We start from the raw sequence: 26678 nt of genomic DNA, 5'->3' as shown, positions 1-26678 counted from the left end.
GGCGCATTGACGGCGATCAAGTCGGGCCCCGCCCTGCCGGGACTGCTAAAATGCGCGTTCTGCGTGTCCCACCCACCCTGCCGCGGCGACGCGGCGTGACGGAGTCAGCATTCCATGGCGATCAAGGTTGGCATCAACGGTTTCGGCCGCATCGGGCGCAACGTCCTGCGTTCGGCGGTGGCGAATTTCGGCAACGACATCGAGATCGTGGCCATCAACGACCTGCTGGAGCCGGACTACCTGGCCTACATGCTGAAGTACGACTCCGTGCACGGCCGCTTCGACGGCACCGTCGAGGTCGACGGCAGCACGCTGGTGGTGAACGGCAAGCGCATCCGGCTGACCCAGGAGCGCGACCCGGCCAACCTGAAGTGGGACGAGGTCGGTGCCGACGTGGTGATCGAGTCCACCGGCCTGTTCCTCGACAAGGCCACCGCGCAGAAGCACCTCGATGCCGGCGCGAAGAAGGTGATCCTGTCGGCGCCGTCGAAGGACGACACGCCGATGTTCGTGTACGGCGTGAACCACGACAAGTACGCCGGCGAGGCCATCGTCTCCAACGCGTCCTGCACCACCAACTGCCTGGCGCCGGTGGCCAAGGTGCTCAACGACAAGTGGGGCATCAAGCGCGGCCTGATGACCACCGTGCACGCCGCCACCGCCACCCAGAAGACCGTCGACGGTCCGTCCAACAAGGACTGGCGCGGCGGCCGCGGCATCCTCGAGAACATCATCCCCTCGTCCACCGGCGCCGCGAAGGCCGTGGGCAAGGTGATCCCGGAGCTCAACGGCAAGCTGACCGGCATGAGCTTCCGTATCCCGACCTCCGACGTCTCGGTGGTCGACCTGACCGTCGAGCTCGAGAAGGGCGCCAGCTACGCCGAGATCTGCGCCGAGATGAAGGCGCAGTCGGAAGGTGCGCTGAAGGGAATCCTCGGCTACACCGAGGACAAGGTGGTCGCCACCGACTTCCGCGGCGACGCGCGCACCTCGATCTTTGACGCCGAGGCCGGTATCCAGCTGGATGACACCTTCGTCAAGCTGGTGGCCTGGTACGACAACGAGTGGGGCTACTCCAACAAGTGCCTGGAGCTCGCCAGGGTCGTGGCCGCGAAGTAAGGCGCGCCACCGGTTCGACTCCCTGGAGCCCCGCCGCGCGCGGGGCTTCCTGTTTCCGGGGGAAGGGTCGGAAACCGGTGCCAGCCGTGCACCGGCGGCACCGGCGCGGCTAAGGTGCGCTCTGGGCCGCGGGGAGCGGCGAAGGATTCGCGCCGATGGAATCGATCCTCCTGCTGGGAGCGCTGGCGGTGCTGGCGGTGCCGGTGCTGCTGGTCGTGGTGCTGGTCGCCGTGGGCAACCTCAAGCGGCGCGTCGCGGAGCTGGAACGCGCGATGGCGCGGGCCGGAGCGCGGACGGACGCGCCGGCGGCGGCGCCCGGTATGGGTGCGCAGCAGGCCCGGGGGCCGGCCGCGCAAGCGGACGTCGCGCAAACGCAGCGGTCACCGACACCGGCGCCGGTCCAGCCGGGGTCGTCACATCGGCCACCGCCGCAGCCACAACGGCCGCCACGCGTCGAGCCGATTCCCGCCGCCGCGCGGCGGGCGCCGGCAGGGCCGGATCCGTTCGGGCGAATCGCCAGCCGGCTGCGCCGCTGGTTCACCGAGGGCAACGTCCCGGTGAAGGTCGGCGTGCTGGTGCTGCTGGCCGGCGTGGCCGCGCTGCTCAAGTACGCCAGCGACCAGGGCTGGCTGGCGGTGCCCATGAGCCTGCGCCTGGCGAGCATCGCCGCGGCGGCATTGGCGGCGCTGGCCTTCGCCTGGCGCCAGCGCGAGAGCCACCGCAGCTTCGCGCTGGCGGTGCAGGGCGGGGCGATCGGCGTGCTGCTGCTGGTGGTGTTCGCGGCGTTCAAGCTGCACGGCCTGATGCCGGCGGGCCCGGCCTTTGCCGCCAGCGTCGCCCTGGTGGCGGCGCTGGGCTTGCTTGCGGTGCTGCAGGATTCCCGCACCCTGGCGGTGCTCGGCATCCTCGCCGGTTTCATGGCGCCGATCTGGCTGTCCACCGGCAGCGGCAACCACGTGGTGCTGTTCTCGTACTACGCGCTGCTCAACGCGGCGATCTTCGCCATCGCCTGGCTGCGGGCCTGGCGCGAACTCAACCTGCTGGGCTGGGCCTTCACCTGGGGCATCGGCGTGGCCTGGGGCGTGCTGGCCTACGCGCCTTCGAAGTTCGCAAGCACCCAGCCCTTCCTGCTGCTGTTCTTCGCCTTCTACCTGCTGCTGCCCGTGCTGTATGCGCGCCGGCGGGCGCCGGGGCGGCGCGACGTGGTCGACGGCTGCCTGCTGTTCGGCACGCCGCTGGTCGCGTTCGTGCTGCAGGCGGGCCTGCTCGAAGGCGATGGTAGGGCGCTGGCGGGCTGTGCGCTGGTGCTGGCGGCCGTCTACGCCGCGCTGGCCTGGTGGCAGCGCCGCGGCCCGCATGCGGTGCTCGCGGAGGCCTACACGCTGCTGGCCGCCGGCTTCGCGACCCTGGCGGTGCCGCTGGCACTGTCGGCGCGGGCCACGGCGGCGGTGTTCGCCGTCGAGGGCGCAGGCCTGGTCTGGCTGGGGCTGCGCACCGGGCGCCGGCTGCCGCGCTGGAGCGGCGCGGCCCTGCAGCTGGCGGCCGCGCTGGCCTTCTTCATCGGCCTCGCCAGCCTGCCCGCGGATCCGCGTCCGCTGCTCAATCCCGTGTTCGCGGGTGCGCTGCTGGTGGCGGTGGCCGGATTCGCCAGCGCCTGGTGGCTGCGCGCGGCCGGCCGGGACGGCGCCGCCCTGCTGTCCTACGGCTGGGGCCTGGCCTGGTGGGCCGGTGCGGTGCTGGGCGAGGTGGTGGAGCATTTGTCCGCCGCGCAGCGTCCGGACGCGCTGGTCGCGGCGCTGGCCCTGACCGCGCTGCTGGCGGCGCAGGCGCAGCGCCGGCGTGCGGCACCGGCGCTGGTGCTGACGGTGCTGGGCGCCTTCGCGCTCGCCGCGCCGCTGGCGCTTGCGCAGGTCGACGCCCGCGGGCAGCCGCTGGCCGGCTGGGGCGCCGCGGCCTGGCTGCTGTTCGCCGTCCTCGGCTGGCGCAGCCTGGCCTGCCTGCGCCGCGACGGCGGCCTGCCCGCGCTCTGGGCGCAGTCGGCCTGGTGGCTGCTGTGGCCGCTGGTGCTGTCGCTCTCGGCGCTGGAGCTTGCGCGCGTCCTTGGGCTGGGCGGTGGCTGGAGGCGGGCGCTGCCGGCCCTGCCCTGGCTGGCCCTGCTCGCATTGCAGCTGTTCCGCTGGCGCTGGCTGCGGCCGCCGCTGGGGGCCGCCTTCGACGCGGCCCGCGCGCCGCTGTCGGCGCTGGTGCTGGGCGTGGTGGGGTTTGGCTGGCTGCTGGCGCTGCGCGATGCCGGGGCCAGCGCGCCGCTGCCCTGGCTGCCGCTGCTCAATCCCCTGGAGCTCGCCCAGCTGGCGGCGCTGGCGCTGTTCGGGCGCTGGCTCTGGTCGGCGGATGCGCCGGCGGAGTTCGGGCGCCGGCGGGTGGCGCTGCTTGCGGCCGCGGGCTTCATGCTGGTCACCTGCGTCACCCTGCGCGGCGTGCACCACTGGGGCGGGGTGGCCTGGGGCGAATCGATGTGGTCGACCAGCCTCGCGCAGACCGCGCTGACCCTGGTCTGGAGCGTGCTGGGCGTGGCCGGCTGGATCAGCGGCTCGCGCCGCGGCCAGCGCGCGCTGTGGCTCGCGGGTGCGGTGCTGATGGGGGTGGTGCTGGCCAAGCTGGTGCTGTTCGACCGCCGCCACCTGGGCGACCTGCTCGGCATCGGGTCCTTCATCGCCTACGGCCTGCTATGCACGGCCGTGGGCTGGTTCGCCCCCGCGCCGCCGCGGTCGGCAGACGAGGGCGATGCGGAGGGCGATGGCGCGGACGGGACGGTGGCGGAGAGGTCCTGATTCGCCCGGCGGGCTCAGGCGTCGCAGCCGTCGGGCCCGCAGGCGGCGGCTCCGTCTTCGGCCGGACGCGGCGGCGCCAGTTCGCGCAGCACGTCGGCCAGGGCCTCGGGCGGATGCGCGCCCTGGATGCCCTGGCGGCCGTCGATGACGAAGGTCGGCACCGCGCGGATGCCCATCGCCTGCGCGCGGCCGAGCGCGGCGCGCACTTCGGCCAGGCCCTCGTCGGAATCGAGCATCGCGCGCACCCGCGCCGCGTCGAGTCCGCCTTCGGCGCCCGCCGCGGCCAGCACCTCCGGATCGGCCAGGTTGCGGCCCTCGGCGAAGTGGGCGCGGAACAGGGCCTCGCCCACGGCATCGGCGTCCCCCTCGCGCGCGGCCAGCCACATCAGGCGGTGGCCGGGCAGGGTGGTCACGCGGACCTGGCCGCGGTCGAAGTCCATCGGCAGGCCCTCGGCGCGCGCCGTGTCCTGGGTCTGCGCGAGGATCTCGCCGGCGCGCCCGGCGCCGCCGAACTTCGCAGCATAGGCTTCGCGCAGCGGAACCGGCGTCGCGTCGGCCCCGGGGTCGAGCAGGAAGGGGTGCCAGTGGATCTCGACCGGCGGCGCGGCGTCGCCCAGCAGTTCAAGCGCGCGCCGGAGGCGGTGCTTGCCGATCCAGCACCAGGGGCAGACCAGGTCCGACCAGATGTCGATGCGCACGCGGCTCAGCTCCTGTTCTTCGGCTCGTGGATCATGCGCGTCCCCGCGGCGCGGTCGTGCCAGGTCAGGCGGTCGCGGTCGATCCAGGCCCACCAGAAGCCCAGGCCGCCGGCCGCCAGCGACAGCGTGGCCACGGCGTAGCGTCGCCACAGCGCCGGCCACGCCAGGGCCGCGCCGTCGGCGGACACCACGCGCAGGCGCCATGGCCGCAGGCCCAGGGTCTGGCCGCCGCGGCGCCAGCTGACCGTCGCGTAGGCGCCGGTGACCAGCCAGCAGCACAGCCACAGCAGCCACTGCAGCGGGCTCCAGGGCGCGATGTTCTCGCGCGGCGCGTGGCCGGCCAGGGTGTAGCCCAGCGTGAACAGGAAGCCGAGCAGGAACCACAGCGACAGCACCGGCAGCAGGTCGTACAGCATCGCCAGCAGGCGCTTGCCGACGTGGGCGCCGGCGCGGGTGCTGCCGGCGACCGGCTCGGGAGTGTCGTGCGGGGCGTTCGCGTGCATCGCCACAGGATAGCCGCCGCGCGGCGCGCGCCGCTAAGCTGGTGGCGATGACCGCGACCACGCCCGCCGAGCTCCGCGCACGCGTGCACGCGCTGCCGCCGCTGCGCGATGCAGACGCCCGCGCGATCGATGGCTTCATCGATGCCTGGTGGTCCGAGTCCGGCGCCGGACGGCAGACCCTGGACGGCTATCGCCGCGACCTGCAGGGATTCGCGCGCTGGCGCGATCGCGGCGACATCGCCGACGCGGACCGCGCCGGCCTGTTCGACTACCTGGCCTGGCGCAGCCGCGAGGGCTGGTCGCCGCGCAGCAACGCGCGCCTGCTGTCGGCATTGCGTGCCTTCTACGGCTGGCGCCTGCGCCAGGGCCTGCGCGCGGACGATCCGACCGCGCTGCTGGAGCCGCCGCGGCTGCCGCGGCTGCTGCCGAAGGCGCTGTCGGAGCGCGAGGTCGAGCGGCTGCTCGAGGCGCCCGTCGTCGACGCCGCCGATGGGCTGCGCGACCGCGCCATGCTCGAGCTGATGTACGGCTGCGGGCTGCGCGTGAGCGAGCTGGTGGACCTCCCGGCCAACGGCGTGAACCTGCGCCAGGGCGTGCTGCGCGTCACCGGCAAGGGCGGCCGCGACCGGCTGGTGCCGCTGGGCGAGGAGGCGCGCGCCTGGCTCGAGCGCTATCTCGCCCAGGCGCTTCCGGCGCTGGCGGGCGGCAGGCCGGTGCCGCTCGACGCGCGCGGCGAGGTGCCGCTGTTCATCGACGCGCGGCGCCGGCCGCTGTCGCGGCAGGCGTTCTGGTCCACGGTCAAGCGCCACGCCGCCGCGGCCGGCATCGATCCCGGCAAGGTCAGCCCCCACGGCCTGCGCCACAGCTTCGCCACCCACCTGCTCAACCACGGTGCGGACCTGCGCTCGCTGCAGATGCTGCTGGGCCACAGCTCGCTGTCGACGACCCAGATCTACACCCTGGTCGCGCGCGAGCAGCTCAAGCGGCTGCATGCGCGCCACCACCCGCGTGCCTGAAAGCCCGCGCAACGCTCCGCGGCGGCGGCCGGTCCCGCGACGGGGCCCCGTGCGAGAATGCGGCCTTTGGCGCCGTCGCCCGGTGCCGCCCCCGGATCGAGACCGCGAATGAAGTCCCTGCTTCCCCTGCTGCTCTGCGCCGTCAGCCTCACCGCCTGCGCCCAGGCCCCCGACAGCGCCGCCGGCGTTGGCACCGCGGCCGCGCCCGCGCCGTCCCAGGGCCTGGCCACGGCCGCCGAGGGTTCGGTGGACGAGCGCGCGATCCAGGCGCTGCAGTCGATCAATCCGCGCATCGAGGTCGACCACGTCGGCCCGGCGCCGCTGCCGGGCTTCCGCGAGGCGGTGGTTGGTGGCCAGGTGGTCTACATCAGCGACGACGGCCGCTACCTGCTGCAGGGCGCGCTGTACGACGTGGTCGAGAAGAAGGACCTCAGCCAGGCCGGCATGGCCGAGGTGCGCCGCAGGCTGCTGGCCACGATCCCGGCCTCGGAGCGCATCGTGTTCGCGCCGGAAAACCCGGTGCACACGGTGAGCGTGTTCACCGACGTCGAGTGCGGCTACTGCCAGAAGCTTCACCAGGACATCGCCGAGTACAACCGCCTCGGCATCGCGATCGAGTACCTGGCCTTCCCGCGCATGGGCCCGGCCAGCGAGGACTTCGCCAAGATGGTCTCGGTCTGGTGCGCGGCCGACCGCGGCGCGGCGCTGACCGCCGCCAAGGAAGGCCGCAAGGTCCAGTCGGCCAACTGCACCAACCCGGTGGCGCGCCACTACGACATCGGCCGCCGCGTCGGCCTGACCGGCACGCCGATGATCGTGACCGCCGCCGGCGTGCAGATGCCGGGCTACATGCCGCCGGCCGACCTGCGCGCGGCGCTGGACGAGCTGGCCGCCGACGCCGCTCCGGCCGAAGCCGCCCCGGCTGGCGCCGCCGTGCCGCAGGCCGACGGCGCCGCGGGCAGCCGCTGAGCCTTCCCGCCCGCGCCGCGCGCGGCCGCCCGGCTTCGCTACAATGGCGGGCCCGTTTCCACGGTCGAATCCGGACATGATCGTCCTCGAGGGCCTGCCCGCCCTGTCGCCGTTCCGGCGCGAACGCCTCCAGGCCCGCCTGCAAGCCATCGATCCCGGCATCCGCATCACCGGTGCCTGGCATGTCTACTGGATCGCCGCCGAGGCCGGCGCCACGCCCGACCCGGCGGTCCTGCACCGCATCCTCCAGGCCTCGGACGCCGTCGAAGCCGCCGCGCCCGGCGCCACCAGCCGCTACGTCTCGCCGCGCCTGGGCACGCTGTCGCCCTGGGCCAGCAAGGCCGGCGAGCTGCTGCGCGGCGCCGGCGTGCCGGTGAAGCGCGTGGAACGCGGCACCCGCATCGACGTTGCCGGCTGGCCGTCCGATGCCGCGGTCGCCGCCGCGGTCGAACGCGTCCTGCACGATCCGATGACCCAGTCGCTGCTGGCCTCGCACGCCGGCGCCTCGGCGCTGTTCACCGCGCCCGCGCGCGGCGAAGTCGAGGTGGTCCCGCTGGCCGCGCTGGAAGAGGCGAACGGCCGCCTCGGCCTGGCGCTGGCCGACGACGAGATCGCCTACCTGCGCGAGCGCTACGGCGCGCTCGGCCGCGACCCGCACGACGTCGAACTGATGATGTTCGCGCAGGCCAACTCCGAGCACTGCCGGCACAAGATCTTCAATGCCTCCTGGACCATCGACGGCGAGGACATGCGCGCGCCCGCCGGCGGCCCGCAGTCGCTGTTCCGGATGATCCGGCATACGCATGCGCAGACGCCGGAGCACACGCTTTCGGCCTACAGCGACAACGCCGCGGTGGTGGAGGGCTATCCGTCGCAGCGTTTCCGGCCCGACCCGGCCACGGCCGTGTACCGCGCCGAAGGCCTGCGCGACAGCGCCTTCTGCATCAAGGTCGAGACCCACAACCACCCGACGGCGATCTCGCCGTTCGCGGGGGCCTCTACCGGCGCTGGCGGCGAGATCCGCGACGAGGGCGCCACCGGCCGCGGCGGCAAGCCCAAGGCCGGCCTGGTCGGCTTCAGCGTCTCGCACCTGCGCATCCCGGCGCTGCCGCAGCCCTGGGAGCAGCCGCGCGCGCTGAACCCGCGCATGGCGCCGGCGCTCGAGATCATGACCGACGGCCCGCTGGGCGCGGCGGCGTTCAACAACGAGTTCGGCCGCCCCAACCTCGCCGGCTACTTCCGCAGCTTCGAGCTGCCGGAAGCCGACGGCCTGGTGCGCGCCTACGACAAGCCGATCATGCTCGCCGGCGGCCTGGGCGCGATCGACCGCGACCAGGTGGCCAAGCGCCGGCTGTCGCCGGGCGACGCGGTGGTCGTGCTCGGCGGTCCCGCGATGCTGATCGGCCTGGGTGGCGGCGCGGCAAGCTCGGTGGCCTCCGGCGAGAGCGCCGAGGACCTCGACTTCGCCAGCGTGCAGCGCGACAACCCCGAGATGGAGCGCCGCTGCCAGGAGGTCCTCGACCGCTGCGCGGCCCTGGGCGAGGACGGCAACCCGATCAAGTGGTGCCACGACGTCGGCGCCGGCGGCCTGTCCAATGCCATTCCCGAGCTGCTGCACGACTCCGGCGTCGGCGGCGTGATCGACCTCGGCCGCGTGCCCAGCGACGATCCCTCGCTGTCGCCGATGCAGCTGTGGTGCAACGAGTCGCAGGAGCGCTACGTGCTCGGCATCGCGGCCGCCGACATCGCCGGGTTCGCCGCGCTGTGCCGGCGCGAGCGCTGCCCGTTCGCGGTGGTCGGCGTAGCGACCGCGGAGGAGCGGCTGGTGGTCGGCCATGGCGTGCTGGCACCGTCCGCGGATGCGCTGGGCCTCGAGCGGCAGCCGCATGACGCCGGTGCCGCCGCGCTGCCGATCGACCTTCCCATGGACGTGATCTTCGGCAAGCCGCCGAAGATGCACCGCGATACCGCGCGCCTGGCCCCGAACCGCTGGCCGCAGCTCGACGTGGTGGCGCTCGCCGCCGGCGCCGGCGCCGGCGCGGCCCTGCACGAGACCGGGCTGCGCGTGCTGTCGCATCCCACCGTCGCGTCCAAGCAGTTCCTGGTCACGATCGGCGACCGCAGCGTCGGCGGCCTGACCGCGCGCGACCAGATGGTCGGCCCCTGGCAGCTGCCGGTGGCCGACTGCGCGATCACCCTCGCGGACTTGCACGGCCACGCCGGCGAGGCGATGGCGATCGGCGAGCGCACCCCGCTGGCGCTGATCGACGCCGCCGCCAGCGCGCGCATGGCCGTGGGCGAGGCGATCACCAACCTCTGCGCCGCGCCGGTGGAATCGCTGGCGCGCACCAAGCTCTCGGCCAACTGGATGGCCGCGGCCGGCCATCCGGGCGAGGACGCGCGCCTGTACGACGCCGTGCATGCGGTCGGCATGGAGCTGTGCCCGGAGATCGAGCTGTCGATTCCCGTGGGCAAGGACTCGCTGTCGATGCAGGCGCAGTGGCAGGACGCCGAAGGGGCGCAGAAGTCGGTCTCGCCGGTGTCGCTGGTGGTCAGCGCCTTCGCGCCTGTGGCCGACGTGCGCGCGCAGCTGACGCCGCTGCTCGCGCGCCAGCCGGGCACCGAGCTGTGGCTGATCGGCCTGGGCGCGGGCAAGCAGCGCCTGGGCGGCTCGATCCTGTCGCAGGTGCACGGCGCCTTCGGCGGCGCCTGCCCGGACCTCGACGATCCGCAGCGCCTGCGCGCCTTCTTCGAGCTGGTCTGCGAGGCGCGCCAGGCCGGCCTGCTGCTGGCCTACCACGACCGCTCCGACGGCGGCGTCTTCGCCAGCCTGTGCGAGATGGCGTTCTGCTCGCGCGTGGGCCTGGACATCGACCTGGACGCCTGGGGCGACGACCGCACCGAGAACGTGTTCCGCACCCTGTTCAACGAGGAGCTGGGCGCGGTGGTGCAGATCGCGGTCGAGGACCGCGTGGAGTTCGCCGACCTGGTCGCGCGCCATGGGCTGGTGGAGTGCGCCCAGCGCATCGCGCGCCCGACCACCGCATCCTCGGTGCGCGTGCTGGCCGAGGGCGAGGTCCTGGCCGAGTGGGCGTGGGAAGACCTGTTCGGCGCCTGGTGGTCGGTGAGCCACGCCATGCAGCGCCAGCGCGACAACCCCGACTGCGCCGACGCCGAGCGCGCCGCGGCCTCGCGCTTCGACGCGCCCGGCCTGCAGCCCGCGCTGGCCTTCGATCCCGCCGAGGACGTGGCCGCGCCCTACGTGAACACCGGCGCCGCGCCGCGCGTGGCGGTGCTGCGCGAGCAGGGCGTCAACGGCCAGGTGGAGATGGCCGCGGCGTTCACGCTCGCCGGCTTCGAGGCCGTCGACGTGCACATGAGCGACCTGGTCGAAGGCCGCGCCACGCTGGACGGCTACGCCGGCTTCGCCGCCTGCGGCGGCTTCAGCTACGGCGACGTGCTGGGCGCCGGCCGCGGCTGGGCGACCTCGATCCTGGAGCGCGAAGCGCTGCGCGCCATGTTCGAGCGCTTCTTCGCCCGCGGCGACAGCTTCGCCCTGGGCGTGTGCAACGGCTGCCAGATGCTCTCGCAGCTGAAGGACATCGTGCCGGGCGCGGCGCACTGGCCGAAGTTCCTGCGCAACCGCAGCGAGCAGTTCGAGGCCCGCCTGTCGATGCTCGAGGTGGTGGATTCGCCGTCGCTGTTCCTGCGCGGCATGGCCGGCTCGCGGATCCCGGTGGTGGTCTCGCACGGCGAGGGCCGCGCGGAGTTCGCCGGTGACGCCGACCGCGCCGCCGCGCGCGTGGCGCTGCGCTATGTCGGGGGCGATGGTGCTCCGGCCACCGGCTATCCGGCCAACCCCAACGGCTCCGACGACGCCGTGGCCGGGCTCACCAGCGACGACGGCCGCGTGACCCTGCTGATGCCGCATCCGGAGCGCACGCTCGCGAGCGCGAACTTCAGCTGGGCGCCGGCCAGCTGGCCGCAGGGCTCGCCCTGGCTGCGCATGTTCAGGAACGCCCGCGCCGCGGTCGGCTGAGCCCCGCCTGATCGCCTCGCTGCTCCTGCAGGGGGTAGCGGGGCTGCGGCGTTTGCTACAGTGCTGGGCCCCTCCGGACAGCCGTCGCAACGAATGAACGCCGCCGCGGAACAGACCACCGGGACCGCCGGCGCCGACGAGCGCATCGTCGCCGCGCTGCTCGACAAGGGCCGCCTGAAGGAGGCCGACCTGGGCCGCGCCCGGCGGCTGCAGGAGGAAACGGGCGGCAGCCTGCTCGCCCTGCTGGGCCGCCTGGGCCTGGTGTCGGAACGCGACCACGCCGAAACCTGCGCCGCCGTGCTGGGCCTGCCGCTGGCCAGCGCCAAGGACATGCCCGAGCTGCCGCCCGAGGGCGTGGCGCTGGGCCTGCGCTTCATGACCCAGTTCCACGTCGTGCCGGTGGCCGAAGGCGACAGCGTCGTCGACGTGCTCGCCGCCGATCCGCAGGACCCCTACGCGCTCGACGCCGTGCGCCTGGCCAGCGGCAAGGACGTGCGCGCCAGCGTCGCGATCCGCTCCGAGATCTCCGACCTGATCGAGCGCTGGCACGGCCAGGGCCGCAGTGCGATGGGCGCGATCGTCGAGACCGCCGAGGGCGAGGGCGGCGATATGGACGACGTCGAGCACCTGCGCGACCTCGCCAGCGAAGCGCCGGTGATCCGCCTGGTGAACCTCGTCATCCAGCGCGCGGTCGAACTGCGCGCGTCCGACATCCACGTCGAGCCCTTCGAGAACCGGCTCAAGGTCCGCTACCGCGTCGACGGCGTGCTTGAGGAGGGCGAGAGCCCGCCGACCAACCTCACCGCCGCGGTGATCAGCCGCATCAAGATCATGGCCAAGCTCAACATCGCCGAGCGCCGCCTGCCGCAGGACGGCCGCATCATGCTGCGCGTGCAGGGCAAGGAGCTGGACCTGCGCGTCAGCACCGTGCCCACGGCGCACGGCGAGAGCGTGGTCATGCGCCTGCTCGACCGCGAAACCGTGGTGTTCGACTTCCACCGCCTGGGCTTCACCGACGAGTTCCTGCCGCGCTTCGAGCAGGTGCTGAAGCAGCCGCACGGCATCCTGCTGGTCACCGGCCCCACCGGCTCGGGCAAGACCACCACGCTGTACACGGCGCTGTCGAAGCTCAACCAGCCGACGGTGAAGATCATCACCGTAGAGGATCCGGTCGAGTACCAGATCGAGGGCATCAACCAGATCCAGGCCAAGCCGCAGATCGGCCTGGACTTCGCCAATGCGCTGCGCTCGATCGTCCGCCAGGACCCGGACATCATCATGATCGGCGAGATGCGCGACCTCGAGACCGCGCGCATCGCGATCCAGTCGGCGCTCACCGGCCATCTGGTGCTGTCGACGCTGCACACCAACAACGCCGCCGGCGGCATCACCCGCATGCTCGACATGGGCGTCGAGGACTACCTGCTGACCTCGACCATCAACGGCATCCTCGCCCAGCGCCTGGTGCGCCGGCTCGAGCCCACGCACGCCGAGCGCTACCCGGCCTCGCCGGAAGAGATCGCGAAGTTCGACCTGCGGCGCTTCCAGCCCGAGGGCGAGATCTTCCTGTACCGCCCGCGCGGTTCGGCGATCGCGCCCACCGGCTACCTGGGCCGCACCACCATCGTCGAGTTCCTGGTGATGGACGACGCCCTGCGCCGCGCGGTGATGCGCCACGCCGGCATGGGTGAACTCGAACAGCTCGCGCGCGAGGCCGGCATGCAGACCATGTACGAGGACGGCATCCGCAAGGCGCTGGCCGGCCAGACCACGATCGAGGAAGTCCTGCGCGTCACCGAGGACGCCTGATCATGCCGCTGTACCGCTACAAGGCGCTCAACGCGCGCGGCGAGACGCTCGACGGCCAGATGGAGGCCGCCAGCGACGCCGAGGTGGTGCTGCGCCTGCAGGAGCAGGGCCACCTGCCGGTGGAGGCGAAGCTGGCCAGCGAGGGTGGCGGTGGCAGCAGCCTGAAGACACTGTTCAAGCCCAGTGCCTTTTCCGGCCAACGCCTGGTGCAGTTCACCCAGCAGCTGGCGACCCTGCTCGGCGCCGGCCAGCCGCTCGACCGCGCGCTGACCATCCTGCTCGACCTGCCCGAGGACGAGGCCGCCCGGCGCACCATCGCCGACGTGCGCGACCAGGTCCGCGGCGGCACCTCGCTGTCGGCCGCGCTCGAGCGCCAGCACGGCACCTTCTCGCGGCTCTACATCAACATGGTCCGCGCCGGCGAGGCCGGCGGCACCCTGCAGGACACGCTGCAGCGCCTGGCCGACTACCTGGAGCGCTCGCGCGCGCTGCGCGGCCGGGTGATGAATGCGCTGATCTACCCGGTCATCCTGATCGTGATGGTGGGCCTGGCGCTGCTGTTCCTGCTCGGCTACGTGGTTCCGCAGTTCGGGGTGATGTACGAGAGCCTGGACGCGGAGCTGCCGTTCTTCACGAAGATCGTGCTCGGCCTGGGCGAGCTGGTGCGCGACTGGTGGATCGTGCTGCTGGCGGTGCCCTCGCTGGCGGCGCTGTGGTTCGACCGCCGGCTGCGCGATCCGGCCTTCCGCGCGCGCTTCGATGAATGGCTGCTCGGGCGGAAGCTCGCCGGCGGCCTGGTCGCGCGGATCGAGACCGCGCGCCTGGCGCGCACGCTCGGCACGCTGCTGAAGAACGGCGTGCCGCTGATCGCGGCCATGGCGATCGGCCGCAACGTGCTCGGGAACCGCGCGCTCGCCGCCGATGTCGAAGCCGCGGGCGAGGAGGTCAAGAACGGCGTCGCGCTGTCCACGGCGCTGGCGCGCAACAAGCGCTTCCCGCGGCTGGCGCTGCAGATGGTGCAGGTGGGCGAGGAGTCCGGCGCGCTCGACGCCATGCTGCTCAAGACCGCCGACACCTTCGAGGCCGAGACCGGCCAGGCGCTGGACCGCATGCTGGCCGCGCTGGTCCCGGTGATCACCCTGCTGCTGGCGGTGGTGGTCATGGTGGTGATCCTGGCGGTGCTGGTGCCGATCTACGACCTCACCAATGTCATAGGCTAGGCGCAGGGCACGCCCGGCCCGCGCGGCCTCCCACTCTTTCCAGTCAGGCAGGAATCCATGCACAAGCGTCCGCTCAACCGTTCCCCGCGTCCGTCCGCGCAGGGCGGCTTCAGCCTCATCGAGATCATCGTGGTGGTCGTGCTCATGGGCGGCATCGTCGCCTTCGCGGCCTCGCGCATCCTCGGCGGCGGCGACCGCGCCAAGGTCAACCTCGCGCGCGCGCAGGTGCAGACGCTGGCCGAGAAGGTCAGCCAGTTCGAGATGGACACCGGCACGCTGCCGGGCGCGCTGTCCGAGCTGGTGAACGCCCCCGGCGGCGCGCCCGGCTGGCTCGGCCCCTACGCCAAGGCCGCCGACCTCAACGATCCCTGGAACACGCCCTTCGAATACCGTGTCCCCGGCGACAACGGTCCCTACGACATCGTCAGCTACGGCGCCGACCGCAAGCCGGGCGGGGAGAGCGTCGACGCGGACATCCGCTACGAATAAGGCCGCGCCGCCATGAACGCCGGGCGCGGCGGAAGGCGCCGCTCCGGCGGCTTCTCGCTGCTGGAGCTGCTGCTGGTGATGGTCCTGATCGCCGCGACCGGCGTGCTGGCCGCCGGCGTGCTCGGCGGCGGCTTCGCGCGCATGGAGCTGCGCGGCAACGCCCGCGACATCGCCACCCAGCTGCGCTACACGCGCGCCCGCGCGCTGGCCACCGGCCAGCCGCAGACCTTCGCCATCGATCCCGCCGCCCACGCCTGGCAGGGCGCTGACGGGCGCAGCGGCGAGGTGCCCGAGTCGCTCGGCATCCACTTCACCGGCGCGCGCGAGGTGCAGCCGGCCGACGGCGTCGGCGCGATCGTGTTCTTCGGCGACGGCGCCTCCACCGGTGGCCGCGTGCAGCTCAGCCGCGGCCGCGCGGCCTTCGACATCGACGTGGCCTGGCTGACCGGCGAGGTCACGATGCACCGGGCGGAGGCGCGGCCGTGAGCGCTCGCCGCCAGCGCGGCTACACCCTGATCGAGGTGCTGGTCGCGTTCACCGTGCTGGCGCTGGCGCTGACCTTCCTGCTCGGCACGCTGTCGGGCTCGACCCGCCAAGTGCGCTGGTCGGCCGACGCCGGGCGCGCGTCGCTGCACGCGCAGTCGCTGCTGGCCGACATCGGCGTGGGCGAGGCGCTGGTCCCGGGCCGCGACGACGGCGAACTCGAGGACGGCCGCTACCGCTGGCGGCTGGAGGTCTCGCCGTGGGTCGATCCGCTGCAGCCGGCGGCGCCGCTGCAGGATCCCTTCGCCGCGCAGCTGCTGCACCTGCGGCTGGAGCTGTCCTGGGGCGAGGGCGGGCCGGCGCAGCGGCTGGTGGTGGAGTCCCTGCGCCTGGTGCAGCCGGAACCGGGCGAAGGGCCATGAACCGCGCCCGCGCCGCCGCCGGCTTCACCCTGATCGAGGTCCTGCTGGCCACGGTGCTGCTGGCCGCCGGCCTGGCCCTGGGCTTCGGCACCCTGCGCGCCGCGACCGCCACCGTCGACCGCGGCGAGGCCATCGCCGCGCGCACCGAGCGCATGCGCGCGGTCGAAGGCTTCCTGCGCCGCCGCCTCGCCGCCGCGCAGCCCATCGCCTTCGCGCAGGATGAAAGCAACGGCGGCGCACTGCGCTTCATCGGCGAGCCCGACCGCATCCGCTTCGTCGCCGACCTGCCCAGCTATCTCGGCCGCGGCGGCCCGCACCTGCACGACATCGGCGTGTACGACGCCGACGACGGCGAGGCGCTGGCGGTGACGTTCGACCTGGTGCTCGCCGGCGAGACCATCATCGAGGACGAGCCGCGTCCGCCCGAACCGCTGGTCGAAGGCCTGACCGGCCTGCGCATCCGCTACCGCGGCATGGACGAGGAGGGCCTGACCGACTGGCTGGACGCCTGGGAGTCCTACGAACAGCTCCCGCTGCAGGTGTCGATCGAGATCGAGAGCGCGAACGGCGGTGCGTGGCCGGCCCTGGTGGTCGCGCTGCCGCAGGCGGCGAGCGCCCCGGAGTTCGGCAGCGGGCGCGCCAGCCGGCTGGGCGCCCGCCTGGGACGCGGGGTCGCGCCGCGTGGCCGTCAGGGCACCGATGGCGGCGCGCGCAGCCGGCTGCGCGACGCGCGGGGGCGGCGCTGATGGCCATGCAGCGGGGCGCGGCCCTGGTGATCGTGATGTGGCTGGTGGCGCTGCTGACCGCGCTCGTCGGCGCGTACGCCGCCACCGCGCGCATCGAGTACATGCAGGGGCGGGGACTGCACGGCGCGGTCGTCGCCGAGTCCGCCGCGCGCGCGGGCCTCGAGTACGCCATGGTGCGGGTGCAGTCCGGCCAGCCGGAGTTCGCGTGGGTGCCCGACGGCCGTCCCTACCGCTGGGCCTTCGGCGCGGCGGAGGTGGAGGTCCGCATCGTCGACGAGTCCGGCAAGGTCGACCTCAACGCCGTCGATGCCGGCCTGCTCGGGTCGCTGTTCCGGGTGCTCGGGGCCGAGGAGGGCCAGGCCGACGCGGTGGCGGCGGCGATCGTCGACTGGCGCGACGGCGACGAATTCACCCAGCCGATGGGCGGCGCCGAGGATTCGCAGTACGCCGCCGCCGGCCTGCCCTACGGCGCCAAGGATGCGCCGTTCGAGACCGTGGCCGAGGTCGAGCAGGTGCTCGGGATGGACCGTGCGCTGTTCGAGGCGGCTGCGCGCCACCTCACCGTGTTCAGCGGCATGCCGCAGCCCGACGCGCGCTTCGCCAGCGGCGAAGTGCTGCAGGCGCTGGGCAACGATCCGGCGCTGGTACTGCAGCAGCGCGAAGGCGGCGAAGGCCTCGCCCCGGACCTCGTGGGCGCCGGCAGCGGCACGTATAGTATCGACAGCCGCGCGCGGCTCGCCGATGGCCGCCAGGCCGTGCTGCGGGCGGTGGTACGCGCGGGTGGGGGCGGACTGCCGGGGTCGGCATATGTTCCGCTGGCATGGGAAGAAGGAGCCACGCCGCGCTGATGGGCACCGTAGAGGACACCGCCGGTTCACCGCGTCGCGCGGGCCCCGCCATCGCCGGGCCCGGTGCTGCGCTGCGCCCGCGCCTGGCCGGCTTCTGGCGCTGGTGGACCCAGGCCCTGGCCACGTGGCTGCCGCAGCGTCTGCGCGAGCTGTTCGGCCTCGCCCGCGAGCGCCTGCTGCTGCAGTCCGCGGGCGACGGCCTGGTGCTGTCGATCGAGGGTCCGGGCGGCGTGCGCCGCATCGCCGATCTGCCGGCGCTGTCTGCGGGCGAGGACGACCCGCTGGCGCCGCTGCTGAACCAGCGCGTCGCCAGCCTGCCGCGCTGGCTGGTGCTGCCCGCCGAGGCCACCCTGCGCCGCCGCCTGCCGCTGCCGGCCGCCGCCGCCGACCGGCTGCGCGAGGTGCTCGGCTTCGAGATCGAACGCCAGACGCCGTTTCCGGTGTCCGAGGTCGAATACGACGCGCGCCTCGTGGGCCGCCGCGGCGACGGCCAGGTGGACGCCGAGCTGGTGGTCGTGCCGCGCCAGGCCCTGGACGCACGTCTGGCCGCGCTCGGTCCGCTGGCGTCCACGCTGACCGGCGTCGATGTCGAGGGCGACGAAGGCGGTGGCCGCGGCGTCAACCTGCTGCCCGGCGCCCGACGCCACCGGCGCGCCGATCCGTGGCTGGGCTGGAACCTGGCCCTCGGCCTGGTGGCCGTGGTCGCCACCGCCGCCGGGCTGTGGCAGATCCTCGACAACCGCCGCGCCGCCGCCGACGCCTTCGAGGCCGAAGTCGCCGCGGCCGCGACCCGTGCCCGCGGCGCCTCTGCGCAGCGCCAGGCCCTGGTCGACCTGGTCGACGGCATGGCCTTCCTGCAGTCCGCGCGCGCCGCGCGCCCGACCACGGTCGAGGTCATGGACGAACTTGCGCGCCGGCTGCCCGACTCCACCTATCTCGAGAAGCTGTCGATCGAGGACACGCGGATCCTGCTCATCGGCCTCAGCAGCGAGGCCCCGGCGCTGGTGCAGCGGCTGGAGGGCTCGCCGCTGTGGCGTTCGCCGGCCCTGGCCGGCGCGCTGCAGCCGGACCCGCGCAGCGGCCGCGACCGTTTCACCCTGACCGCCGAGCTGGTGGTCGCGCCGACGGCCACCGCCGCGGCGCAGGGCAGGGAGGCCGCCGGTGCGCGAACCGATCCCTGACCGCGACCGCTGGCTGGCGCTGGCGATCCTCGCCGGCGTGCTGGCCCTGGCCTACCTGGTGCTGGTGCACCCGTGGTGGACGGCGCCGATGCTCGAGGCCGGCGCGCGCATCGAAGGCCTGCAGGAGCGCGACCTGCGCGTGCGCATGGAGCTGGCGCAGGCGCCGCAGGTGCAGGCGCGGCTCGAAGAGGTGCGCGAGGTCGCCGCGCGCGTGCCCGGCTTCATGGACGAGCGCAGCGCCGAACTCGCCACCGCGGCGCTGAGCGCGCGCCTGGAAACCGCCGTGCTCGAGGCCAGCCCCGGCAACCGCAGCTGCGCGATCCGCAACCGCTCGCCGATGACCGACACCCGCCAGCAGGACCGGTTCCGCCGCGCGCTGGTGCAGGTGCGCCTGCACTGCGGCAATCCGGAGCTGGCGGCGGTGCTGCACTCGCTCGAGGATGGCTCGCCGCGCCTGTTCGTCGACAACCTCAACGTGCTGGCGCCGCGCCAGCCGTTCGGCCGCGGGGCCGGTGCGGGCACGCAGGGCGCGGGCCTGGACGTCACCTTCGACCTCTACGGCTACCTGCAGCCGCAGCCGGCCGCGGCGGGAGCCAGCAATGCGCCCTGAGACCGCGGGCGCGCGCACCTGGCTGCTCGGCGCGCTGGCGCTGTGGGCGCTGGCGACCTGGGTGCTGGGCCTGTTCGGCCTGGGCGGCCGGATCGACCGCCTGCCGCCGGATCCCGGCCTGGTGCAGCGGCTGCCCGCGGCCGCGGCCGAAACCGAGGACCGCCTGGGTCCGCTGGCGCAGTACGGCGAATTCGGCGAGCGCCCGCTGTTCACCACCGACCGCCGCCCGCAGCCGTTCTTCATCAACCCGGTGGACGAGGACGCGCCGGCCGAGTTCGAGTACGTGCTGACCAGCGTGCTGCTGACCCCGGGCCTGCAGGTCGCGATCGTGCAGCCGGCCGCCGGCGGCGAATCCGTGCGCCTGAAGGTGGGCGAATCGCCGGCCGGCGCGCAGGGCTGGCAGTTGTCCTCGATCTCGCCGCGCGGGGCCGTGTTCGACGGCCCGGAAGGCCAGCGCACGCTGGAACTGCGCGTGTTCGACGGCACCGGCGGCGAGGCGCCGACCGCGATGGCGAGCCCGCCCCCGGCCGGACAGGCCACGCCAGCGCGGTCGACCGCGGGCCAGTCGCCGGCACGCCCCGCGTCGCCGCGCGCGGCCGCGGCGGACGCCGCGGGCGACGGCGGCCAGCCGGTGCCCGCGCCCCAGCCCGGCCAGCCGGTGCCGACCGAAGGCGACGCACAGCCATCGCCGCCCGCTCCCACACCCGACACGCCGACCGCCCGCACGCCCGACGAGCAGGTGGAGGCGATCCGCGCGCGCATCGAGGCGCGCCGCGCCCGCCTGCGCGAGCAGGCCCAGCAGGGCCAGTAGCCGGACGGACTCCCAGGAATGCCCACGATGACGCCGAGATCCCAGTTCAAGCCCGCGCTCGCCGCGCTCCTCGCCACGCTGCTGGCCGCCTGCGCCTCGGTGCCGACGCCCGACGTGCGTCGCGACGCGCGCATGCCGCAGCCGGTGTTCCAGGTCGATGGCGTGCCGCGCGACGCCGCCGCGGCCACCGTCGACGGTGACGGCATCGTCGAGGCGCCGCTGGCGGGCGATCCGCGCGCGATCAAGCACCGCGGCGACGGCCGGGTGATCAACGAATCGCTGGCCGCGTCGGCCCCGCCCAGCCTGGCCGGCACCAGCGGCGAGGCCACCTTCAACTTCGAGGGCGAGTCGCTGCACGCGGTGGTCAAGGTGATCCTGGGCGACATGCTCGGGCAGAACTACGTGATCGCGCCGGGCGTGCAGGGCACCGTCACCCTGGCGACGCCGAAGACCGTCAGCCCCGCGCAGGCGCTCAGCCTGCTGGAGATGGTGCTGGGCTGGAACAACGCCCGCATGATCTACGCCGACGGCCGCTACAACATCGTGCCCGCGGACGCCGCCGTCGCCAGCGGCGCGGTGCCCGCGCGCACCGGCACCGCCACCGGCGCGCGCGGCTTCGAGACCCGCGTGGTGCCGCTGCAGTATGTGTCCGCGGTCGAGATGGAGAAGGTGCTGCAGCCCTACGCGCGGCCCAACGCCATCGTCAACGTGGACGCCGGGCGCAACGTCATCACCGTCGCCGGCACGCGCCAGGAACTGCAGAACTACCTGCGGACGATCGAGATCTTCGACGTCGACTGGCTGGCCGGCATGTCGGTGGGCGTGTTCCCGCTGGTGGCCGGGCGCGCGCCGCAGGTCGTGGCCGACCTCGAGAAGGTGTTCGGCGAAGGCAGCAACTCGCCGGTGGCGGGCATGTTCCGCTTCATGCCGCTGGACGGCGCCAACTCGGTGCTGGTGATCACCTCGCAGCCGGCCTACCTCGACCAGATCGAGCAGTGGATCGCGCGCATCGACGGCGCCGGCGGCGGCGTGCAGCTGTTCTCGTACGAGCTGAAGTACGTCACCGCCAAGGACCTGGCCGAACGGCTGTCCGAGGTGTACGGACGGCGTGGCGGCGGCAGCGGCGGCTCCCGTCGCGGTGGTGCCTCGCTGATGCCGGGCCTCGAGTCCACCGAGATCGGCGACGGCGGCGTGGACGGCACGAGCAGCGCCGACATCGGCGATCGCGGTGACAGCGGCAGCAGCGGCGGGCTGGGCGGCGGGTCGCTCTCGCTGGGCGAACGCCAGGGCGGCGACACCTCGGTGACGCTGGAGGTCGATGGCGCCGAGGTCGGCGTGTCTGCGGTCGACGAGACCAACACCCTGCTGGTGCGCTCCACCGGCCAGGCCTGGCGCTCGATCCGCGAGGTCATCGACCGCCTGGACGTGATGCCGCTGCAGGTGCACATCGAGGCGCAGGTGGTGGAGGTCACCCTGAGCGGCGAGCTGAGCTACGGCGTGAACTGGTTCTTCGAGCGCGCGGTGACCGACGCCGGCCTCCCGAACGCGGTCGGCCGCGAGACCTGGAGCGCGATCGCCGGCAACGTGACCGGCACCGAGACCGGCGCCGGCCCGGCCGGCCTGGCCTGGACCTTCCTCGGCCGCAACGCCGCCGGCATCATCAGCGCGCTCGACGAGGTCAGCGACGTGCAGATGCTGCAGACGCCCTCGGTGATGGTGCGCAACAACTACGAGGCCACGCTCAACGTCGGCAGCCGGATCCCGATCTCCTCGGTGACGGTGAACCCGGGCTTCGGCGGCGACAGCTCCTACAGCCAGGTGCAGTATCTCGACACCGGCACCATCCTCAAGGTGCGGCCGCGGGTCACCCGCGATGGCACCGTGTTCCTGGACATCGTCCAGGAGGTCAGCAGCCCCGGGAGCCAGCCCGATGCCAACGGCAACGTGCGCATCGACACCCGCCGCATGAAGACCAACGCCGTGGTGCAGAGCGGGGATACGGTGATGCTGGCCGGCCTGATCCAGGACTCGACCACGCGCGGTTCCGCCGGCTTCCCGGGCCTGAGCCGGATCCCGGTGCTGGGCGGCCTGTTCGGGCGGCAGTCGTCGAACACGACCCGCAGCGAGGTGATCGTGCTGCTGACCCCGACCCTGGTCCGCAACCAGCAGGACGCGCGCGACCTCACCGACGAATACGGCCGCCGCTTCCGCGCGCTGGAGCCGCTGAACCGGACCGCCGACTGAGCATGGCCGGCGGAGTGCACTCCGGCACGCCCGAGCTGCCGGTGGTGCTGCTGCCGGTCGCGCTCGACGACGGCACCCTGGACGCGTGCCTGGCCGCGCTCGATGCCGGCACGCCGGCGGGTACGCGCGTGTGGCTGGCGGACGACGCGCAGGCCGGCCCGCGCGGGCTGGCGATCATCGAGCGCTGGCTAGGGCGCACGCCGCTGCGCGCGGAATACACGCGGCGGCAGCGGCCGCTGGGCGAGGTCGCGCACCTCGACGAAGTGCTCGCGGCCTGCGGCGACGCCGACGTGATCGTGCTCGCACCCGACGCCGTGCCGGGTCCGGGCTGGGCCCGGCAGCTCGCCGCCTGCGCCGCGCGCGACGGCGCAATCGCGACGGCCACGCCCTGGTGCAATGCCGGCGAGGCCGCGGCCTGGCCGGCCTGCGGCGAGGTGTCGCCGCAGCCGGACGGCGCCGGGCTGGCGCGCCTGTCGCGCGCCGCCGAGACCATGCCGCAGCTGCATCCGGAGCTGCCCGCCGCGATCGACCATGCGGTGTTCATCCGCGGCCGCGCGCGCGCCAAGGCCGGCGGCCTGGATGCCGCCAGCTACGCGTCCTGGTACGCGGCGCTGATCGATCTTTCGCTGCGCATGGCCGGCCTGGGCTGGCGCAACGCGCTGTGCGAGACCGCCTTCGTCGCGCGCCGGGGCGAAGGCGGGCCCGCTGACGGCGATCTCGAGGCGCTGGCGGCGCGCTGGCCGGCCTGGCCGCCGCGGCTGGCGCGGTTCCTGATGCACGACCCGCTCGTGGACTGCCGGAGGGCGCTGGCGCAGCGCCTGGACGGCATCGACCCGCCTGCGCAGCACGAGCTGTTCGCGCCATGAGCGGCGACGGCATCGCCGCCATCGTGGTCAGCCACGAGAGCGCGTCGAGCATCGACGCCTGCCTGTCGCGACTGCGCGCGGCGGCCGGCGTCATCGCCATCCGCGTCGTCGACAACGCCTCCAGCGACGACACCCTGGCCGTGGTCCAGCGGCATGCGCTGGCCGATGCGCGCCTGCGCTTCGTCGCCAATCCCGACAATCCCGGCTTCGCCACCGCCTGCAACCAGGGCGCGGCCGACAGCGACGCGCCTTGGCTGGCCTTCGTCAATCCCGACTGCGTGGTCGAGCCGGACACCTTCGCGAGGCTGCTGGCGCATGCGCGCGGCCTGGCGGGCGAGGCGCTGCTCGGCGCCGACCTCGTCGACGAGGCCGGCGTGCGCGACGGCGCCGCGCGCCGCAACGATCCCGACTTCGCCGCGATGCTGCGCGGTCCGCTGCGCGCGGGCCGCGGCCGGCCGCTGGACGTCGCCATCGACGAGGGCGTCGCGCTGCAGCCGGTGGAGGCGGTGTCAGGCGCGCTGATGCTGCTGCCGCGCACGCTGTTCGAGCGCATCGGCGGCTTCGACGCCGGCTACCGCCTGCACGCCGAGGACCTGGACCTGTGCCGGCGCGCGCGCCTGGCCGGGGCCACCGTCGCGGTCGCCAACGACGTGCGCGTGCTGCACCTGCGCGGGGTGTCCTCGCGCGCGCGGCCGTTCTTCGTCGAGTGGCACAAGCACCGCGGGCTGTGGCGCTATTTCCGCCGCTTCGAGGCGCCTGCGCGCGGCCCGGCCGTGCGCGCCGGCGTCTGGCTGGCGATCTGGGCGCACTGGCTTTCACGCCTGCCGCGGATACTCGCCACGGCCCTGCGCGCCGGCACGCCATGATCCATTCGCTGCTCGACACCGACCTGTACAAGTTCACGATGATGCAGGCGGTGCTGCATCGCTACCCGGCCGCGCAGGTGCGCTACCGCTTCCGCTGCCGCTCGCCGGGCGTCGACCTGGCGCGGCACATCGACGCAGTGTCGGACGCGATCGATGCGCTGTGCGGGCTGCGCTTCAGCGCCGACGAACTCGACTACATGCGCGGCCTGCGCTTCATCAAGCCGGACTTCGTCGACTTCCTCGGCCTGTTCCGGCTGGATCGTCGCCACGTGCGGCTGGAGCGCAGCGACGACGAGCAGGGCGGGCTGTCGCTGGTCGTGGAAGGGCCGTGGCTGCACACGATCCTGTTCGAAGTGCCGCTGCTGGCCATCGTCAGCGAGGCCTGGTCGGTGGGCGAGCATGGTCCGGCCGACGAGGCCGAAGGGCTGCGCCGGCTGCAGGCCAAGGTCGACCGGATCGACGCCGCGGTCGGCTACGAGGACTGCCGCATCACCGATTTCGGCACGCGCCGGCGCTACTCGCAGGCCTGGCAGGAGCGGCTGGTGCCGCGGCTGGCGGAGCTGCTGGGGCCGAAGTTCGCCGGCACCAGCAACGTCGATATCGCCCGCCGCCACGGCCTGGTGCCGCAGGGCACGATGGCGCATGAATGGCTGCAGGCGCACCAGGCGCTGGGTCCGCGCCTGCGCGATTCGCAGAAGGCGGCGTTCGAGGCCTGGGCGCAGGAGTACCGCGGCGACCTCGGCATCGCGCTCACCGACGTGATCGGGCTCGAGGCCTTCCTGCGCGACTTCGACCTCTACTTCTGCAAGCTGTTCGACGGCATGCGCCACGACTCCGGCGATCCCTTCGAATGGGGCGAGCGCATGCTGGCGCACCTCGAGACGATGCGGATCGATCCGCGCACGCGCACGCTGGTCTTCAGCGACGGCCTCGACATCGGCCAGGTGATGGCGCTGTACGAGCGCTTCCGCGGGCGCTGCCGCACCTCCTTCGGCATCGGCACCAACCTCACCAACGACACCGGCCCGAAGGCGCTGCAGATCGTGCTGAAGATGGTGGCCTGCAACGGCCAGCCGGTGGCCAAGCTCAGCGACACGCCCGGCAAGACCATGGTCGACGACGAGGGCTACCTGCGCTACCTGCGCCAGGTGTTCGAGGTCCCCAGCCACCCCGCGGAGGCGACCACCCGCCCCCTGTAGGAGCAGCTAAAGCTGCGACCCCCTCCGCCCGCCTCAGCGCGGCGGAATCTCCACCCGCTGCTGCTCGAACAGGCTGTCGCCCTCCGGCCCCACCACCAAGACGCCCGGCTCGAGCGCGCTGATCGTGGCGTTCCCGACGAGCTTCGTGCCCAGCGGGAACTCGGCCACCGGCGTCCACCCGCCATCCGCTTCGCGCAGCACGTAGCCGCTGCGATCGTAATAATTGCCGCCGCCACCGCAGCCTTCCATGGTGTACAGCAGCAGGGCCTCGTCGCCCGGCTGGCCGTCCAGGTCGAGCAGGAACAGGCGTTCGCCCTCGGGGTAGGTGCCGCAGCCGCGCTCCCTGCCGGTGTCGTCGACCAGGCGCCGGGCCGCATCCCGCAGCGCCGGCGTGGCCGGGCGCGCGTCGCTGCGCACGCGGGCGAGCGCCGCGCCGCTGAAGTCGAAGTACTGGGTGTCCTCGGCGTCGCTGCCGGGCGTCGCGGCCACTTCGTCGGTGGCCGGTTCCGCCGCCGTCGTGGGCAGGCCGGTGCCTGCGATCAGGTCCGGCGTGGGCGGCGCTGCGGCGGTGACGGAGGCGGGAGGCGTTTGCGCGCTGGCGGTCGCCGCGGCATCCGCCGGCGTGGCAGGCGCCGTGGCCTGGCCGCAGGCGGCGAGGACCAGGGCGAGCGTGGAAGGCAGGGCGTATCGGGTCATCGATATCCGTCCGGAATCCGGCAGTGATGCCGTCGGACGAGGATATCCGGGCTGCGTGACGCCGGCGGCAAGCGGCGCCGGCCGCTCAGCCCCGGCGCGCGGCGTCGAGGCTGTCGCGCAGCGCGCGGGCGGCGCGTGCGGCCGCGTCCGCGTAGTCGTCGCCCGCGGATGCATACAGGATCGCCCGCGACGAGCTCACCATCAGCCCGGTGCCGTCGGCGGTGCGCGCATTGCGCACCACGGCCTCGGCGTCGCCGCCCTGGGCGCCGACGCCCGGCACCAGCAGCGGCATGTCGCCGACGATGGCCCGCACCTCGCGCAGCTGCTCCGGCCAGGTCGCGCCGACCACCAGCGCCACGTTGCCGTGGCCGTTCCACGTCCGTGCCGCGGTCGCGGCGACGTGCTGGTACAGCGGGCGGGGCGTGCCGGAGCCTGGGCCGGCGACCTCGAGGTCCTGGAGATCGGCGCCGCCCGGATTGGAGGTGCGGCAGAGGATGACGACGCCGCGGTCGGCGCGCTCGAGGAAGGGCTGCAGCGAATCACCGCCGAGATAGGGATTGGCGGTGACCGCATCCGCGCCGTAGCGGTCGAAAGCCTCGGCCGCATAGCGCTGCGCCGTCGAACCGATGTCGCCGCGCTTGGCGTCGAGGATCACCGGGATGCCCGGATGCGCCGAATGGATGTGCGCGACTAGTCGCTCGAGCGCCGCTTCCGCACCCAGCGCCGCGAAGTGCGCGATCTGCGGCTTGAACGCGCAGGCGTACTCCGCAGTGGCGTCCACGATGTCGCGGCAGAACCCGAACACCGCATCGGCATCGCCCTCGAACCGGGCCGGGAACTTCGCCGGCTCGGGGTCCAGTCCGACGCAGACCAGCGAACCCGAATCGGTCCAGCGCTGCCTGAGGGTCTGCATGAAGGTCATGGGGATTCCTTTTGCCACGGATTTGCGCGGATGGACGCGGATTTACACGGATAAGGCGGAAAAGCACCTGTAGGAGCAGCTACAGCTGCGA

The 26678-nt window shown here is 73.6% G+C and carries 22 protein-coding genes and 1 pseudogene; 19 read left to right on the top strand and 4 right to left on the bottom strand.

Going from position 1 to position 26678, the window contains the following annotated elements; translation table 11 throughout:
* The first annotated feature begins 114 nt into the window (after positions 1 to 114).
* Entirely contained in the window at positions 115 to 1119 is a 1005-nt protein-coding gene (gene gap, locus H9645_RS08300) for a type I glyceraldehyde-3-phosphate dehydrogenase (protein WP_191729223.1), read from the top strand.
* A gap of 155 nt (positions 1120 to 1274) precedes the next feature.
* Complete coding sequence (locus tag H9645_RS08295; RefSeq protein WP_191729222.1) at positions 1275 to 3950, top strand: DUF2339 domain-containing protein; 2676 nt, start codon at positions 1275 to 1277, stop codon at positions 3948 to 3950.
* 14 nt (positions 3951 to 3964) lie between these two features.
* Here H9645_RS08295 and H9645_RS08290 read toward each other — a convergent pair whose 3' ends face one another.
* Complete coding sequence (locus tag H9645_RS08290) at positions 3965 to 4648, bottom strand: DsbA family oxidoreductase (RefSeq protein ID WP_191729221.1); 684 nt, start codon at positions 4646 to 4648, stop codon at positions 3965 to 3967.
* 5 nt (positions 4649 to 4653) lie between these two features.
* Positions 4654 to 5151: an RDD family protein gene (locus tag H9645_RS08285; protein WP_191729220.1), complete on the bottom strand. Its 498-nt coding sequence runs from the start codon at positions 5149 to 5151 to the stop codon at positions 4654 to 4656.
* Between the two features lie 41 nt (positions 5152 to 5192).
* Here H9645_RS08285 and xerD point away from each other — a divergent pair, with 41 nt between their 5' ends.
* The 17 genes and pseudogenes from xerD (at position 5193) to pncB (ending at position 24969) form a co-directional block, all read left to right on the top strand.
* The gene (gene xerD, locus H9645_RS08280) at positions 5193 to 6167 is read left to right on the top strand and encodes a site-specific tyrosine recombinase XerD (RefSeq protein WP_318240513.1); all 975 of its coding nucleotides are present in this window, start codon (positions 5193 to 5195) and stop codon (positions 6165 to 6167) included.
* Positions 6168 to 6275: 108 nt separating this feature from the next.
* The gene (locus H9645_RS08275) at positions 6276 to 7136 is read left to right on the top strand and encodes a DsbC family protein (RefSeq protein WP_191729218.1); all 861 of its coding nucleotides are present in this window, start codon (positions 6276 to 6278) and stop codon (positions 7134 to 7136) included.
* 43 nt (positions 7137 to 7179) lie between these two features.
* Positions 7180 to 11175 (top strand): phosphoribosylformylglycinamidine synthase, encoded by a 3996-nt coding sequence (gene purL / locus H9645_RS08270; protein ID WP_191729217.1) that lies wholly within the window; start codon positions 7180 to 7182, stop codon positions 11173 to 11175.
* A 93-nt stretch (positions 11176 to 11268) separates the two neighbouring features.
* Positions 11269 to 12984, top strand: a complete 1716-nt coding sequence (gene gspE / locus H9645_RS08265; RefSeq protein WP_191729216.1) for a type II secretion system ATPase GspE — start codon at positions 11269 to 11271, stop codon at positions 12982 to 12984.
* A 2-nt stretch (positions 12985 to 12986) separates the two neighbouring features.
* A complete protein-coding gene (gene xpsF, locus H9645_RS08260; RefSeq protein WP_191729215.1) occupies positions 12987 to 14204 on the top strand; it encodes a type II secretion system protein XpsF in 1218 nt (405 codons plus the stop codon).
* A gap of 57 nt (positions 14205 to 14261) precedes the next feature.
* Positions 14262 to 14693 carry a type II secretion system major pseudopilin GspG gene (gene gspG / locus H9645_RS08255; protein WP_191729214.1) on the top strand — a complete coding sequence of 144 codons (432 nt, stop codon included), beginning with the start codon at positions 14262 to 14264 and terminating at the stop codon, positions 14691 to 14693.
* A gap of 12 nt (positions 14694 to 14705) precedes the next feature.
* Complete coding sequence (xpsH, locus tag H9645_RS08250; protein ID WP_191729213.1) at positions 14706 to 15179, top strand: type II secretion system protein XpsH; 474 nt, start codon at positions 14706 to 14708, stop codon at positions 15177 to 15179.
* The gene (gene xpsI / locus H9645_RS08245; protein WP_191729212.1) at positions 15176 to 15598 is read left to right on the top strand and encodes a type II secretion system protein XpsI; all 423 of its coding nucleotides are present in this window, start codon (positions 15176 to 15178) and stop codon (positions 15596 to 15598) included. Before xpsH ends, xpsI begins: the two co-directional genes overlap by 4 nt.
* Positions 15595 to 16212 (top strand): annotated as a pseudogene (locus H9645_RS08240) (prepilin-type N-terminal cleavage/methylation domain-containing protein); the annotation flags it as partial. The gene xpsI and the pseudogene H9645_RS08240, both read left to right, overlap by 4 nt.
* A gap of 131 nt (positions 16213 to 16343) precedes the next feature.
* Entirely contained in the window at positions 16344 to 17192 is an 849-nt protein-coding gene (locus H9645_RS08235) for a type II secretion system minor pseudopilin (protein ID WP_191729211.1), read from the top strand.
* On the top strand, positions 17192 to 18373 hold the full coding sequence (locus H9645_RS08230) for a PilN domain-containing protein (RefSeq protein WP_191729210.1): 1182 nt from the start codon (positions 17192 to 17194) through the stop codon (positions 18371 to 18373). The genes H9645_RS08235 and H9645_RS08230 overlap by 1 nt, the downstream gene beginning before the upstream one ends.
* The gene (gene gspM, locus H9645_RS08225; RefSeq protein ID WP_318240512.1) at positions 18354 to 18983 is read left to right on the top strand and encodes a type II secretion system protein GspM; all 630 of its coding nucleotides are present in this window, start codon (positions 18354 to 18356) and stop codon (positions 18981 to 18983) included. The genes H9645_RS08230 and gspM overlap by 20 nt, the downstream gene beginning before the upstream one ends.
* Positions 18973 to 19794, top strand: a complete 822-nt coding sequence (locus tag H9645_RS08220) for a general secretion pathway protein GspN (RefSeq protein ID WP_191729209.1) — start codon at positions 18973 to 18975, stop codon at positions 19792 to 19794. Before gspM ends, H9645_RS08220 begins: the two co-directional genes overlap by 11 nt.
* 27 nt (positions 19795 to 19821) lie before the next feature.
* Entirely contained in the window at positions 19822 to 22038 is a 2217-nt protein-coding gene (gene gspD / locus H9645_RS08215; RefSeq protein ID WP_191729208.1) for a type II secretion system secretin GspD, read from the top strand.
* A gap of 2 nt (positions 22039 to 22040) precedes the next feature.
* Complete coding sequence (locus H9645_RS08210; RefSeq protein ID WP_225218101.1) at positions 22041 to 22904, top strand: glycosyltransferase family 2 protein; 864 nt, start codon at positions 22041 to 22043, stop codon at positions 22902 to 22904.
* A complete protein-coding gene (locus tag H9645_RS08205) occupies positions 22901 to 23770 on the top strand; it encodes a glycosyltransferase family 2 protein (RefSeq protein ID WP_191729207.1) in 870 nt (289 codons plus the stop codon). The genes H9645_RS08210 and H9645_RS08205 overlap by 4 nt, the downstream gene beginning before the upstream one ends.
* A complete protein-coding gene (gene pncB, locus H9645_RS08200) occupies positions 23767 to 24969 on the top strand; it encodes a nicotinate phosphoribosyltransferase (protein WP_191729206.1) in 1203 nt (400 codons plus the stop codon). Before H9645_RS08205 ends, pncB begins: the two co-directional genes overlap by 4 nt.
* A 33-nt stretch (positions 24970 to 25002) precedes the next feature.
* On the opposite strand, the gene H9645_RS08195 is transcribed toward pncB, so the two are convergent.
* Together H9645_RS08195 and pyrF are read right to left on the bottom strand one after the other, a co-directional pair.
* On the bottom strand, positions 25003 to 25665 hold the full coding sequence (locus tag H9645_RS08195) for a hypothetical protein (protein WP_191729205.1): 663 nt from the start codon (positions 25663 to 25665) through the stop codon (positions 25003 to 25005).
* Positions 25666 to 25750: 85 nt separating this feature from the next.
* Positions 25751 to 26587 (bottom strand): orotidine-5'-phosphate decarboxylase, encoded by an 837-nt coding sequence (gene pyrF, locus H9645_RS08190; protein ID WP_191729204.1) that lies wholly within the window; start codon positions 26585 to 26587, stop codon positions 25751 to 25753.
* Positions 26588 to 26678 lie beyond the last annotated feature (91 nt).

The organism is Luteimonas colneyensis (assembly GCF_014836665.1).
GTDB lineage: Bacteria > Pseudomonadota > Gammaproteobacteria > Xanthomonadales > Xanthomonadaceae > Luteimonas > Luteimonas colneyensis.
The sequence above is the reverse complement of the archived record's forward strand: the minus strand, read 5'-3'. Positions and strand labels throughout refer to the sequence as shown.

Excerpts from the sequence above, each read along its gene's own strand:
- H9645_RS08220 (WP_191729209.1), top strand. The coding sequence starts at position 18,973 with ATGCGCCCTGAGACCGCGGGCGCGCGCACCTGGCTGCTCGGCGCGCTG.
- H9645_RS08275 (WP_191729218.1), top strand. The coding sequence starts at position 6,276 with ATGAAGTCCCTGCTTCCCCTGCTGCTCTGCGCCGTCAGCCTCACCGCC.
- xpsH (WP_191729213.1), top strand. The coding sequence starts at position 14,706 with ATGAACGCCGGGCGCGGCGGAAGGCGCCGCTCCGGCGGCTTCTCGCTG.
- pyrF (WP_191729204.1), bottom strand. The coding sequence starts at position 26,587 with ATGACCTTCATGCAGACCCTCAGGCAGCGCTGGACCGATTCGGGTTCG.
- gspD (WP_191729208.1), top strand. The coding sequence starts at position 19,822 with ATGACGCCGAGATCCCAGTTCAAGCCCGCGCTCGCCGCGCTCCTCGCC.
- H9645_RS08295 (WP_191729222.1), top strand. The coding sequence starts at position 1,275 with ATGGAATCGATCCTCCTGCTGGGAGCGCTGGCGGTGCTGGCGGTGCCG.
- H9645_RS08230 (WP_191729210.1), top strand. The coding sequence starts at position 17,192 with ATGGGCACCGTAGAGGACACCGCCGGTTCACCGCGTCGCGCGGGCCCC.
- H9645_RS08205 (WP_191729207.1), top strand. The coding sequence starts at position 22,901 with ATGAGCGGCGACGGCATCGCCGCCATCGTGGTCAGCCACGAGAGCGCG.
- H9645_RS08235 (WP_191729211.1), top strand. The coding sequence starts at position 16,344 with ATGGCCATGCAGCGGGGCGCGGCCCTGGTGATCGTGATGTGGCTGGTG.
- H9645_RS08210 (WP_225218101.1), top strand. The coding sequence starts at position 22,041 with ATGGCCGGCGGAGTGCACTCCGGCACGCCCGAGCTGCCGGTGGTGCTG.
- H9645_RS08195 (WP_191729205.1), bottom strand. The coding sequence starts at position 25,665 with ATGACCCGATACGCCCTGCCTTCCACGCTCGCCCTGGTCCTCGCCGCC.
- xpsF (WP_191729215.1), top strand. The coding sequence starts at position 12,987 with ATGCCGCTGTACCGCTACAAGGCGCTCAACGCGCGCGGCGAGACGCTC.
- H9645_RS08285 (WP_191729220.1), bottom strand. The coding sequence starts at position 5,151 with ATGCACGCGAACGCCCCGCACGACACTCCCGAGCCGGTCGCCGGCAGC.
- gspE (WP_191729216.1), top strand. The coding sequence starts at position 11,269 with ATGAACGCCGCCGCGGAACAGACCACCGGGACCGCCGGCGCCGACGAG.
- purL (WP_191729217.1), top strand. The coding sequence starts at position 7,180 with ATGGCGGGCCCGTTTCCACGGTCGAATCCGGACATGATCGTCCTCGAG.
- gap (WP_191729223.1), top strand. The coding sequence starts at position 115 with ATGGCGATCAAGGTTGGCATCAACGGTTTCGGCCGCATCGGGCGCAAC.
- pncB (WP_191729206.1), top strand. The coding sequence starts at position 23,767 with ATGATCCATTCGCTGCTCGACACCGACCTGTACAAGTTCACGATGATG.
- gspG (WP_191729214.1), top strand. The coding sequence starts at position 14,262 with ATGCACAAGCGTCCGCTCAACCGTTCCCCGCGTCCGTCCGCGCAGGGC.